Origin of the sequence: Citrobacter sp. Cm038 (genome assembly GCF_030333105.1) — a bacterium.
Taxonomy (GTDB): Bacteria; Pseudomonadota; Gammaproteobacteria; order Enterobacterales; family Enterobacteriaceae; genus Citrobacter; species Citrobacter murliniae.
Genome location: NZ_JAOWGO010000022.1, coordinates 1,087,389 through 1,099,612, shown reverse-complemented (window position 1 = coordinate 1,099,612; position 12,224 = coordinate 1,087,389). Strand labels below are relative to the sequence as shown.

The window sequence follows — 12,224 nt, the reverse complement described above, 5'->3', positions numbered from 1 at the left end:
GGGTGATAACTCAACGAAAGGAGGCAGTATGGCGGTATCAGCACGTAATCAATTAACCGGTACAGTAAGTGCAGTTGCAACTGGCGCCGTGAATGATGAAGTTGAACTGACGCTGGCAGGCGGCGCAAAGCTGGTCGCTATTGTGACTCATAGCAGCCAGCAGGCGCTGGGGCTGGCGAAAGGAAAAGAAGCAATTGCCCTGATCAAAGCCCCTTGGGTCACGCTGGCGACAGAAGACTGCGGCCTGAAATTCTCCGCCCGCAACCAGTTTGCCGGTAGCGTTTCACAGGTAACCGAAGGCGCAGTCAACGCCACGGTACATATCAAAACTGACGCTGGTTTTGACATAGTTGCCGTCGTGACTAACGAAAGTCAGCAAGAGATGAAGCTAAGCCAGGGAAGTCGTGTCATTGCGCTGATCAAGGCCTCAGCAATTCTGATTGCCACCAAAGCGTAATTTATTGCCCGACGGAGCTTTGCCTGTCGGGCCAGTATCGCCGCCGCTATCCGGCAAAAAATCTATTTCTTCCGCTGGTATTTTTCGGGTAATTCCGGGACCGGGCGTTTATCGTCAATCAGGTGGCGCACTGTCAGGATCGGATGACGCCAGAGCATTCTTGGTCCAGCCCAGCGCATGATTTGCTTCATCTCTTCACGCTTTGCGGGTTGATAACAGTGCACCGGACACTGTTTGCAAGCCGGTTTTTCCTCACCAAAGACGCACTTATCCAGCCGCTTTTGCGCATAGGCAAACAGCGCATCGTAATGCCCCTGTTCGTTCGAAGCCTGTGGACACTGACTCTCGTACAGCGAGATCATTTTCTGGATCGTCATTTTTTCACGTGCAATACGCTTGCCGGACATAATGCCTCCGTATTTAAGGTGCATATATAATATACCTTAACCATACACAGGACTATTACCTGAAGGTGATACATCCTTAGCATCCTACGCAAATAAGAATTATTTTCATTTATCTATGCCATGTGCTATATAACATAGCAAAGGCTATATTCGACGATAAATTAACCACTTTCTTGTGAGGGATACTATGCCGCACCTGCCCCGTCTGAAGTCGTTTCTCCTTGCCAGCGTTCTTACGGCACTTACACTTTCGCCGGCCTGGGCAAAAGAGAAGTTTAAGGTGATTACCACCTTTACAGTTATTGCCGATATGGCGAGCAACGTGGCGGGTGACGCGGCGGAGGTCAGCTCAATAACTAAACCCGGCGCAGAAATTCATGAATACCAGCCCACTCCAGGGGATATTAAACGGGCGCAGGGCGCGCAGCTTATTCTCTCCAACGGCCTTAACCTGGAACTGTGGTTTGCCCGTTTCTACCAAAACTTATCCGGCGTACCTGAAATAATGGTCTCAGACGGAGTAAAACCGATGGGCATCAGCGAAGGCCCCTATAACGGAAAACCGAATCCACATGCCTGGATGTCGGCAGAGAACGCGCTTATCTACGTAGATAATATTCGCGATGCATTGAGCAAGTACGATCCGGACAATGCCGCCACCTATCAGAAAAACGCCGAGAGCTATAAAACGAAAATTCGTCAGACGCTCGATCCCCTGCGCGCGGCGCTGGCCAAAATCCCTGCCGATAAACGCTGGCTGGTCACCAGTGAAGGCGCCTTCTCCTATCTGGCCCGCGATAACGATCTGAAAGAGCTGTATCTGTGGCCAATCAATGCCGATCAGCAGGGCACGCCGAAACAGGTGCGCAAAGTGATCGACGCGATAAGAGAACATCAGATCCCAACAGTATTCAGTGAAAGCACGGTTTCTGACAAACCTGCGCGTCAGGTGGCACGTGAGTCCGGCGCACATTACGGCGGTGTATTGTACGTCGATTCCCTGAGTGCAGCCGACGGGCCGGTACCAACCTACCTGGATCTGCTGCGCGTCACGACCGAAACCATCGTCAGCGGTATCAACGACGGTCTGAGGAGCCAAAAATGAGTCAATCTGCGATTACCGTGAATCAGGTTACGGTGACGTATCGCAACGGTCACACCGCTCTGCGGGATGCCACTTTTCAGATCCCCGGCGGCTCTATTGCCGCCCTGGTGGGGGTGAATGGTTCAGGAAAATCAACGCTCTTTAAAGCACTTATGGGTTTTGTCCGCCTGGCGCAGGGAGACATATCCATCCTGCAACAGCCAGTCAGCAAAGCGCTGAAGCAGAATCTGATTTCTTATGTTCCGCAATCGGAAGAGGTGGACTGGTCATTTCCGGTGCTGGTGGAAGATGTAGTGATGATGGGGCGCTATGGTCATATGGGCTGGCTGCGTCGGCCAAAAGCACGTGACTATGAATGCGTCGATGCGGCGCTGGCACGGGTCGACATGCTGGAATACCGCCACCGTCAGATCGGCGAACTCTCCGGTGGACAGAAAAAACGTGTCTTTCTGGCAAGGGCTATCGCGCAGGACGGACAGGTCATTTTACTGGATGAACCCTTCACAGGCGTAGACGTAAAAACCGAGGCCCGCATCATCGACCTGCTGCGCGAACTGCGCGATGAGGGGCGAACCATGCTGGTCTCCACTCATAATCTGGGTTCAGTCACCGAGTTTTGTGATTACACCGTGATGATTAAAGGCACTGTACTGGCGAGCGGTCCGACCGAAACGACATTTACCGCGGAGAATCTCGAGCTGGCCTTCAGCGGCGTCTTGCGCCATGTCGCGCTAAGCGGCGGTGAGCAGCATGTTATTACCGACGATGAGCGCCCATTTATTTCGCGACGCACGGTTAACGAGGGGGAATAATCATGAACTGGCTGACAGAACCGTTTGGCTACCAGTACATGCTCAACGCCATGTGGGTCTCCGCGATGGTCGGCGGGCTGTGTGCGTTCCTCTCATGCTATTTGATGCTCAAAGGCTGGTCGTTAATTGGTGATGCGCTGTCGCACTCCATCGTGCCGGGCGTTGCCGGTGCCTGGATGTTAGGGCTTCCTTTCGCGCTCGGCGCATTTCTTTCCGGGGGGCTGGCTGCGGGCAGTATGCTGTTTCTTAACCAGCGTTCGCGCCTGAAAGAAGATGCGATCATTGGACTGATTTTTTCTTCTTTCTTCGGTATCGGGCTGTTTATGGTGTCGCTTAACCCGATGTCAGTAAACATTCAAACCATTATTCTCGGTAACGTACTGGCGATTGCCCCGGAAGATATTTTGCAACTGGCGATTATTGGTGTGATCTCGCTGACCATTTTGCTGCTGAAGTGGAAAGATCTGATGGTGGTGTTTTTCGATGAAAATCACGCGCGCTCGATTGGTCTGAATCCGGGCCGTCTGAAGCTACTGTTCTTCACACTGCTCTCAGTTTCCACAGTTGCAGCGCTACAAACCGTTGGCGCATTTTTGGTTATTTGCCTGGTAGTAACACCTGGCGCTACCGCGTGGTTATTAACCGATCGCTTTCCCCGCCTGCTGACCATCGCCGTCGCCATCGGCAGCCTGACCAGCTTTTTTGGCGCCTGGCTAAGTTACTGGCTGGACGGTGCGACCGGCGGGATTATTGTCGTCCTGCAAACGCTGTTGTTCCTGCTGGCATTTGTCTTCGCTCCTAAGCACGGTCTGTTAGCGAATCGCCGCCGCGCCCGTCAGGTGAACAAGGAGTCCACATGCTCTTAACCACGTTGCTGGAACCCTTTCAGTTCAGCTTTATGGTCAATGCACTGACCATCTCCACTGTTGTCGCCATACCCTGCGCGTTGCTGTCGGTGTTTTTGGTGCTTAAAGGCTGGGCGCTGATGGGCGACGCCATGAGTCATGCCGTGTTTCCGGGGATAGTACTGGCCTACATTGCGGGCATTCCTCTGGCGATTGGTGCGTTTGTCGCCGGGCTGTTCTGTGCGGTGGCTACCGGGTATCTCGATGATAACAGTCGTATCAAGCGCGACACCCTGATGGGCATTGTCTTCTCTGGGATGTTTGGCGCGGGGCTGGTGTTGTATGTTTCGATCCAGTCTGAAATCCATCTGGATCATATTTTGTTCGGTGACATGCTGGGCGTATCACCTGGCGATATCGCGCAGACGGCAGCGATTGCGCTGGGGATCGCGCTTATCATCGGGTTAAAGTGGAAAGATCTTCTGCTGCATGCGTTTGATCCGCATCAGGCAAAAGCCAGCGGGCTGAACACCACGCTATTGCACTACGGTCTGCTGTGTATGATCGCCCTGACCATTGTGGCCACGCTAAAATCGGTAGGCATTATTTTGTCGATCTCACTCTTAATTGCCCCCGGCGCTATTGCGATATTAATTACGCGAAAGTTTTCCCATGCGTTGTTACTGGCTGTCTTCATGTCACTTGTGACCTCGTTTATGGGAGTGTACCTGTCATTTTTCATCGACAGTGCACCCGCGCCAACGATTGTCGTCTTATTTTCCCTGCTATTTGTTATCACTTTTATTTATTCAACGCTACGCGATCGCCGTTTAGAACGGCGACGTCAGCAATATGATATATAAGAGATACTAAATAATATAGCCTCGCACGCGAGGCTATATTAATTGATGATTACAACATGGTAATGATGCGTTTTAATAAACGAATCCGTGGTTCGATTGAGGCAATATCCAGCCATTCATCCGAACTGTGGAAGCCTGCGCCGATCGGACCCAATCCGTCCAGCGTAGGAATACCTAACGCTGCCGTGTGGTTTGCGTCGCTTCCTCCTCCCACAGCCTGCCATGTCACCGTAATCCCCTCTTCCAGACCCGCGCGCTCGACCAGCGCCATCAGCCGTTGAGTCTCTTCGCTCGCCGCCATTGCAGGTTTATGGCTTACACGGGTGAGCGTGGTGGTCACACCATCCAGGAAACCTTGCTGGCAGAGCGACTCCAGCGCGTGATGAACACGTTCATATTCCTCGTTTTCCCAGAACCGTACATCCACTTCCGCGTGCAGCTTTGCCGCTACCACGTTCGCCGCACTTCCGCCCTGCACCACGCCGACATTAAGTGTGGTGCCGCGCGCCACGTCGGTTAACGCGTTAATCGCCAGTACGCTATTGGCAAATGCGGTAATAGCGGACCGCCCTTTTTCCGGCTCATTACCAGCATGTGCAGCAACACCGTCAAACGTCAGCTGATACCCGCCTACGCCTTTTCGCGCTTTTACCAGCGAGCCGTCAGCCCGGGCAGCCTCACATACCAGTACGTAGCGTGATTGCTTCGCCAGTTCCCCAATCCACTGGCTGGAGTGAACACTACCGGTCTCTTCATCCGGGTTCATTGCCACTGCGATAGATAAGCGATCCAGATGCTCCGCTGGCAATGTACGCATTGCCCAGACAATATTCAGTAAGCCACTTTTCATATCGGAGACACCCGGTCCGTACAGACGACTGGCATCACGGCTCATCGGGCGTTCAGCCACCGTCCCCTGTGGAAATACCGTGTCCAGATGCCCAATCAGCAGCACATCGTAATGTGTCGCTGCAGGTTTATTGGTCGCCAGCAACGCCGGACCTACCGCACTGCCTAAATCGACCTGTTCCGTGTGCCAGCCTTCCTGCTGCCAGAGTTCGCGCATCACCTCAGCCACCCTGGCAACGCCATCTAACGTCTGCGTACCGCAATCCACGTTGACCAGCGTTTGCAGTTCATCAATATACTTTTCCAAATCCATGGTAATTCCTTATCAGAGAATAACGCGCATCAGCAGCATCGCTAAAAAAGCGTTCAGAACGGAGATAACAATCATCAGGGGAATACGTTTCGCACTGGTGCCAATAACCCCTAGAATGCGGCCAAGATACTGCACTTGAGAGCCCATCAGATAAATTGCCGGAGCGAGGATAGCCAGGTGCTCTCCCGTCAGGATGCCTTTGTCGAACAGGCCAATCGCCACGCCGATACCCCCACCCATCGACATCCAGCCGCCAATGAGTACTGCGGCAGCTTCGCCAGGCAAACCAAACAGCCCCATTAGCGGGGCAAATATCATGCCCAGCCCTTTCAGCGCACCGGTAATCTCCAGCGCTTTGATGATGACAAAAGCCATGACCACGTTTGGCAGAGTGCTGGTTGTCGCAATGTTCCAGCCTTTACGGGCACCTTCTACAAAGACATCGGTAATAACTGGATTAGAGGTTGGTGCGCTCATGATGCTTCTCCCGGTACAGTTGATTCGGCTTTTTTATTGGTAAAGGTCAGAATCAGGCGCATCACGTTGGCGCCAACAATTTTCATAATGAACATCACAGCAACGCATGCACCAATGGATGCAGGCACCGCCGGTGTGCCGTCAACCGCCATCAGGGTGAACAAGATTGCACCTGAGGAGAAGAAATTGGTGATCATAGCCCCAGCGGAAAACTGGAACATGGCAAAGATATCTTTCTCATTTTCAGTGATTTCGCCCTCATCAGCCAGGTTACGCGTCAGAGATGCGCCGACGTCTGTACTCTGCAAACTGCCGATGAGCGCAAGGCCGGTATTCCCCGGGATCCCCATCAGCGGACGCAGCAAAGGCGTTAACAAACGACGCGCCGCACGCAGGGCACCGTAGTGCTCCAGCACGTTAATCATTCCCAACGCAAACATAACCGCGGGAATCAACCCTAACGCGAAGAGGAAACCATCCATAGCCCCGTGACCACCGGTACCGCGAAACGCGCTGGTCGCCGTTGTCAGCGTATCGCCGTCAAGGCTTGCTTTACTGACTACTTTGCCAAAAGCACCATTCAGGGTGGTGAAATCAAATACGCCGTACCACTCTTTTCCCCCGAGTAATCCGGAGAAAAATACGGCGGCGAATGCCAGGGCAAAATAAGCCCCCGGCCCAACCTTATTATCCTGGGAAGGTAAACTCATATCCATTTCCTTGTTATCGTAGAGAGTCACCAAACCATTTTGAGTAAATAAAGAATAAATAAAGTGATTTAAATCATCCCAAAAGCGCTGACCATCCTGAAAAATTTAAAAATGTGACATACCTGATATTACGACCGAAATAAAGTCATCATGTAGACATTTAAACTAATCATTATTTATGTAATGAACGGTAAATAAGACGCCAGGAAAGTGAGCGACTTTAAAAATAAAAAACAAAATGATTTACAGGTAAAATAAATCATGCATATGAAAACGTTCTTGCAACCATATATAAGATCAGCGCCAGCTTAACAATGGGCTAAACGTTTCGCTGCCTACCAATGCACGAAGGGCAGGCAGGCGACAACCGCGAGCCAGAAGTGGGGGAACCGCAAATATCGTATCACTGGATAGCATTACGTTTTCCAGTTGCCCCCATAAGTACCACCCGCACTCAACACCACTATCCGGGACAAACAGATGTAAATGGCTTCCCTCTTGCGGTTCATCTGCAATACCAAGCCACTGGCTAAAACGCGGGATCTCCGGCAAAACTTGCTCTACCCGCGCACAACGCTTTACCTGGTTTGCCGGAATGTAAAAATCCTGCACGCCCAGCGTCACGCGCACCGCATCCAGATTAATGAGAGACTTCATAGCCGCTGGTCTCCTGATAGCGGTCAAAGACCAGATCCAGATCGAGCAGGGTGAACCAGGTTTCTGCCACGTTGACCACCCCAGCCGCGATGGTTTGTAGCACCGGAGGAAGAGAATCACCTGGCTGATGAATCTGACTTTCTGCCACTTCAAGAACATCAATCAGCTTATCGATCAGGATGCCACTTTGCATTTTCTCACCGCAGCCGATCAGGATCGTACGTTTTCCCGCCGGGTTAGCTACGGGTTTATCAATGAGGCTATCCAGCCTCATCACCGACTCGACCCGCCCGCGATAGTTGATCACCCCTTCCAGCATTGGCGCACAGCACGGTACCCAGGAGATAGGACGTTCCGCGAGGATCTCTTTGATCTGAGCGCCATAGAACGCAAAATTATTCTCTGCCAGTTGAAATAACACCAGCGTACGCTGCGGCTCATCAACACTTTCGCACTCAGGCTTTTCACCATGATTCAGCGCGAGAATTTGCTCCAGTTGTTGGCTCATACTCTCTCCTTTTCTTCTGCAATACAGTAGGTATTGCGCCCCTTTTGCTTCGCGGCATACAGCGCCTGATCGGAACGTTCACGGAGTACTTCAATACGATCGCCAAATTGCCACTGCGCAATACCTGCGCTAAAGGTACTGTGAAAACGGGTGTCATTGACGGAGAAAACAACCTGCTCGTAATCCTTGCGTAATCGCTCCACCACCAGCGCGGCGGTTTCGCTTTTAGTATTAGGCATAATAATTGCGAACTCCTCTCCGCCATAGCGGCCCACAATATCTGTGCTGCGCAGGCGATGGGAAAACAGTTGTGAAATCCCCACAATGACCTGATCGCCGACTACATGACCGTAGGTATCGTTAATGCTTTTAAAGCGATCCAGATCGACCATCACCAGACAGAACGGTTTACCGCTGTAGTTTGCTTCAGCGATAGCGCTTTTAAGAAAATGGGTTGTCGTCGAGTGGTTATATAAACCGCTCAGGCTGTCCTGCGACATGCGGGCGCGCAAGGCGCGCATTCTTTCCGCCCGGATAGATACCGCGTGAATGAGCTCCTGAGGATCTGCCTGCTTGAGAATAAAATCCTCCGCACCGATGCGCATTGCGCCAAGCTGCGCCGTCTTGTTGGTCTCGCTGGAGAGATAGGCAATCGGCAGACCAATATGCTGCGGTATTTGGCGGATCAGCTTAGTCAGTTCCTCACCGCTAAACTCGGGCATATGGTAGTCCATCAGGACAAGGTCGACAGGATGGGAATTCAGAACATGCAGTAAATACTGGGGTTTCTCCAGAACATGCACTTCCATTCCCGCCATACGCAGCATTTCCGCATTGTATTCCGCGACCGCTGGCTCATCATCAATCAGCAACACCTGATAGGGCTTTTTCAGCGACGGCTGGGTCAAACGATGAAGCTCCTGCACTAAGTCAGTAATGGAAGCCGGTTTGACATAATAGCCGTCACAACCTGATTTAATGGCGTTAATCCGCGCCTTAAAGTCGCTATGGCACGAGAGGAACAGTACCGGAAAAGACGTTCCAACCTTATTCTTCAGATCTGACATGGTCAGCGGACCACCGTAGGCGTTATCCGGAAAACTGACATCCATGATCACCACCGAAGGCGGCTGCGACAGCACGGCCTGAGTAAAATCATCTGTGTTGGCGAAAACATGGCAGGTAAAACCAAAACAGCGCAACTGAGTAGCAAGCAGTTCAACCTGGTCGACATCATCATCACACAGATAGATCGGTTTGCTGGTCCGACGGACGAATCCTTCATTTGTGCGTGATGAGGCGATCGGTAATTTGAAATCCGTATCGCTGATACGATGTTCAAGATTGAGTTGCTCTTGCGTCAGGGTATACAGCCACCTGATTATTCGACGTAGCTCGTCGGAATGCAGTTTGCTTTGCTCCAGCACCGGATCTGCAAGTAAACGCTCACCTTCAGCAGAGGCATTCGCCAGAGGGGTAAAACCAAACGAGCCAGCCGAACCATGGATACTGTGTAGTAGAATGTGCAACTGTTTCCGACAACCTTCACTGGGTTCTTCGACCAGTTGAATCAATAACCTTTCCGCTTGAGCCAGCATGTCGGGGATACGGCGCAAAAACCCCTGCCGCAGACGCGATATCTTTTCCTGTGCAGCCGCCATGGCAATGTGCTTATTATCTTGTTTCATCGTAAGGTTATGGCTTATTCAGTAACAGCAGCAGGCTGCAGCAACGCATTAACCGCAGCGCCCAGATTTTCCGCCAGGTTTTCATCTTTCTTCACCCAACGGTCATACGGTACGTCACTTCCAGTGACTTCATTTGCACTCAGCAAAATGAAGGGTTTAGGCCAATCCTGAGCGCGCAGAAGCGCCAGCAGATCCAGTCCGCTAATTTCAGGCATATGCAGATCGCTAATGACCAGATCGATATTTTTTTCTGAATCAAGACACGCTAAGGCGGAGATTGCACTTTCCACAATCACCACATCGTAGCCGTCCATTTCCAGGAAAACAGACGCCAGTTCAGCCGCAAAGAGATCATCATCAACTAATAAAATTCGCATCTTCTCTCTCGATTTTGCGCCATCAGCACAAAAGCATTTTTAATGTTTTTATCAGGCTGTCCTGCTCAAAATCGCCCTTCGCGATGTAAGCATCCGCCCCCACCTGAATTCCCCGACGACGGTCTTCTTCCTTCGCACGGGAGGTCACGATAATGATCGGTGTGTGTTGGTAGTTCTTCTCCCCACGCAACGATTTCGTGAAGGTAAAACCGTCCATAAACGGCATTTCCACATCGGTAAGCACGGCATCAAACTGGGTCAGCTTTGCTTTTTGCAGCCCGGACAACCCATCCTCCGCCAGCGTGACCTGATAACCGTGAGCTTCCAGCACATTTTTCTCTATCTCTCGGGTATTCAGTGAGTCATCGACCACCAGCACATGCCATGCATTTTGTACGGCGTTAACCGGCTGAATGACCGGGCTGGTTTGTCGCGATTGTTGCGCCATCGCCATCAGAGCGGGGACTTGCAGAATGCTGACCAGTTGGTTATCCGGCGTCTGAACCATTCCGGACACCAGCGACTGCTGTTGCATATGCTTTGGTAACGGTTTGATCATCATCTTGCGTTCATCGAGCAGCTTATCTACCCGCAGCGCCATCTTGCTGTACTGGTTCTGCACGATGATTAAACGTTGCCCTGTCGATGGCAAACTCCCCTGGCGCTCCTGAATCCTCAGCAGAGCACCTGCGCAGACCACCGGAATAAACTCGTTATGCAAAATAATGGCCGGGCGTCCGGCAATATCGCTAATACTCTCGGGAGTACACTCCACCACCTCAACCACATACTGAGCCGCCAACCCGAACAGATGGCCTTGCTCTTCAAATTGCAGGATGCGCATCATCGTCAGTGAGACCGGTAAACGCAGAGTGAAGCTCGTTCCTACCCCCTGTCGGCTATAAACCTGCAGATCCCCCTGCAGATCGGTGACCACCGTTTTACGCACGACATCAAGACCTACACCGCGACCTGAAAGCTCAGAAACAATCTGGCTGGTAGAAAATCCGGGATGAAAAATAAGCTCGTTACACTCCTGTTCCGAGAGCTGTCCGGCCATGGAGGCAGGCACCAATCCTTTACTCACCGCTTTTGCGCTGATTGCCGGGTAATTCAGACCACGACCATCATCCTCCACGCGCAATAATATTCCGCTGCCATCTTGCTGCGTGGTAATGGTAATCGTGCCGCGCGTGGATTTACCGAGCGCCAGTCGCTCATCGATTTCCCCAATGCCGTGATCGACCGCATTACGCAGTAAATGCGTCAGTGACTCTGACAGTCGGTCAATTAGCTGACGGTCAATTTCCACTTCTCCCCCGACAAAGCGGCAAACCACCTGCTTGTTCAGGGTGGAGGCCAGTTCACTGACCTGGAGGGAGATCGGCTCAAATAAGGTTGAAAGCGGGAGCATACGGATCCGTGCCGCCACGTCGTACAGTTCGAACATTTGCAAATGCTGGACCTGAACGCTCTCCTTCAACTGGGCACTGAAATCGCGGATTTGCTGACGAAGCTGCTCTGCGCTCAGTCCTAACAGTCGCGGAACAAGCTGACTCAGGTTTTGTATCTGCTGTTCGAGGCGGTCATGGCCAGCGACAACTTCCCCCAGAATATCTATCAGACTGTCCAGTTTATTCAGTTTTACACGAACAAAATCAGCTTGTTTAATGCCGCCGTCCACAGCGATCGAGCCCGTCGAAGCCGCATTTTTTTCTGATTGCCCGCTTGCTTCCACCACCAACGAGACACTTTCTCCGCGGCTCGCACAGGCAAGTCGTTCACACAACCCCGAATCTGCTGGCGGCAGTTGGTTATCCCCCTCACTGACAAAGAGCTGGGTCAGTTGGTTTGAAAGATACTCCACGGACTCATGAATCAGGTTGCCAAGCCCCCTGTCAGGCGTCAGTTTTTTATCCCGCAGCTCGCTCAGAACGTCCTCAAGATGATGGGTGACATCTGCGATGCTCTGCAGTTTCAACATCCGTGCGCCCCCCTTCAGGGTATGCGCGGCCCGAAACATCTCACCGATTAAAGCATCGGTATGTTCATCAGCAGAGAGCAGAAATGCCCCCTCACTGATCGTCTGCAAATGACCTCTCCCTTCATCAATAAAACGCAGCACGAATTTTTTCAGATCGATAGCCATAATCGTT

At 51.8% G+C, this 12,224-nt stretch carries 14 protein-coding genes; 5 read left to right on the top strand and 9 right to left on the bottom strand.

Annotated elements, in window-relative coordinates; genetic code table 11:
* The first annotated feature begins 28 nt into the window (after positions 1-28).
* Positions 29-457, top strand: coding sequence for a TOBE domain-containing protein (locus OGY01_RS16430; RefSeq protein WP_003037421.1), 429 nt, complete (start codon positions 29-31; stop codon positions 455-457).
* A gap of 62 nt (positions 458-519) precedes the next feature.
* Here OGY01_RS16430 and OGY01_RS16425 read toward each other — a convergent pair whose 3' ends face one another.
* Entirely contained in the window at positions 520-864 is a 345-nt protein-coding gene (locus tag OGY01_RS16425; protein ID WP_048220686.1) for a nitrous oxide-stimulated promoter family protein, read from the bottom strand.
* Between the two features lie 187 nt (positions 865-1,051).
* Between OGY01_RS16425 and sitA the strand changes: the two genes are divergently transcribed.
* The 4 genes from sitA to sitD are packed head-to-tail and all read left to right on the top strand — an operon-like array spanning position 1,052 to position 4,489.
* Positions 1,052-1,969: an iron/manganese ABC transporter substrate-binding protein SitA gene (sitA, locus tag OGY01_RS16420; protein WP_200041872.1), complete on the top strand. Its 918-nt coding sequence runs from the start codon at positions 1,052-1,054 to the stop codon at positions 1,967-1,969.
* Positions 1,966-2,781, top strand: a complete 816-nt coding sequence (sitB, locus tag OGY01_RS16415) for an iron/manganese ABC transporter ATP-binding protein SitB (protein WP_045446710.1) — start codon at positions 1,966-1,968, stop codon at positions 2,779-2,781. Before sitA ends, sitB begins: the two co-directional genes overlap by 4 nt.
* Positions 2,782-2,783: 2 nt before the next feature.
* Positions 2,784-3,647, top strand: coding sequence for an iron/manganese ABC transporter permease subunit SitC (gene sitC / locus OGY01_RS16410; RefSeq protein WP_045446713.1), 864 nt, complete (start codon positions 2,784-2,786; stop codon positions 3,645-3,647).
* Positions 3,638-4,489, top strand: coding sequence for an iron/manganese ABC transporter permease subunit SitD (sitD, locus tag OGY01_RS16405; RefSeq protein ID WP_286493375.1), 852 nt, complete (start codon positions 3,638-3,640; stop codon positions 4,487-4,489). The genes sitC and sitD overlap by 10 nt, the downstream gene beginning before the upstream one ends.
* 49 nt (positions 4,490-4,538) lie before the next feature.
* On the opposite strand, the gene OGY01_RS16400 is transcribed toward sitD, so the two are convergent.
* From OGY01_RS16400 to OGY01_RS16365, 8 genes are all read right to left on the bottom strand, one after another.
* Positions 4,539-5,651, bottom strand: coding sequence for a M20 family metallopeptidase (locus OGY01_RS16400; protein ID WP_200012407.1), 1,113 nt, complete (start codon positions 5,649-5,651; stop codon positions 4,539-4,541).
* Positions 5,652-5,663: 12 nt separating this feature from the next.
* Positions 5,664-6,128 carry a YjiG family protein gene (locus OGY01_RS16395; protein WP_045446722.1) on the bottom strand — a complete coding sequence of 155 codons (465 nt, stop codon included), beginning with the start codon at positions 6,126-6,128 and terminating at the stop codon, positions 5,664-5,666.
* Positions 6,125-6,844 carry a nucleoside recognition domain-containing protein gene (locus OGY01_RS16390; protein ID WP_045446725.1) on the bottom strand — a complete coding sequence of 240 codons (720 nt, stop codon included), beginning with the start codon at positions 6,842-6,844 and terminating at the stop codon, positions 6,125-6,127. Before OGY01_RS16390 ends, OGY01_RS16395 begins: the two co-directional genes overlap by 4 nt.
* A gap of 291 nt (positions 6,845-7,135) precedes the next feature.
* Entirely contained in the window at positions 7,136-7,495 is a 360-nt protein-coding gene (locus OGY01_RS16385; protein ID WP_045446728.1) for a hypothetical protein, read from the bottom strand.
* Positions 7,479-8,003, bottom strand: a complete 525-nt coding sequence (locus OGY01_RS16380) for a chemotaxis protein CheW (protein WP_045446731.1) — start codon at positions 8,001-8,003, stop codon at positions 7,479-7,481. Before OGY01_RS16380 ends, OGY01_RS16385 begins: the two co-directional genes overlap by 17 nt.
* Positions 8,000-9,691 carry a diguanylate cyclase gene (locus OGY01_RS16375; protein ID WP_136345260.1) on the bottom strand — a complete coding sequence of 564 codons (1,692 nt, stop codon included), beginning with the start codon at positions 9,689-9,691 and terminating at the stop codon, positions 8,000-8,002. The genes OGY01_RS16380 and OGY01_RS16375 overlap by 4 nt, the downstream gene beginning before the upstream one ends.
* A gap of 14 nt (positions 9,692-9,705) precedes the next feature.
* Positions 9,706-10,068, bottom strand: a complete 363-nt coding sequence (locus OGY01_RS16370; RefSeq protein WP_045446737.1) for a response regulator — start codon at positions 10,066-10,068, stop codon at positions 9,706-9,708.
* Between the two features lie 22 nt (positions 10,069-10,090).
* Positions 10,091-12,217, bottom strand: coding sequence for a hybrid sensor histidine kinase/response regulator (locus tag OGY01_RS16365; protein WP_048220680.1), 2,127 nt, complete (start codon positions 12,215-12,217; stop codon positions 10,091-10,093).
* Positions 12,218-12,224 lie beyond the last annotated feature (7 nt).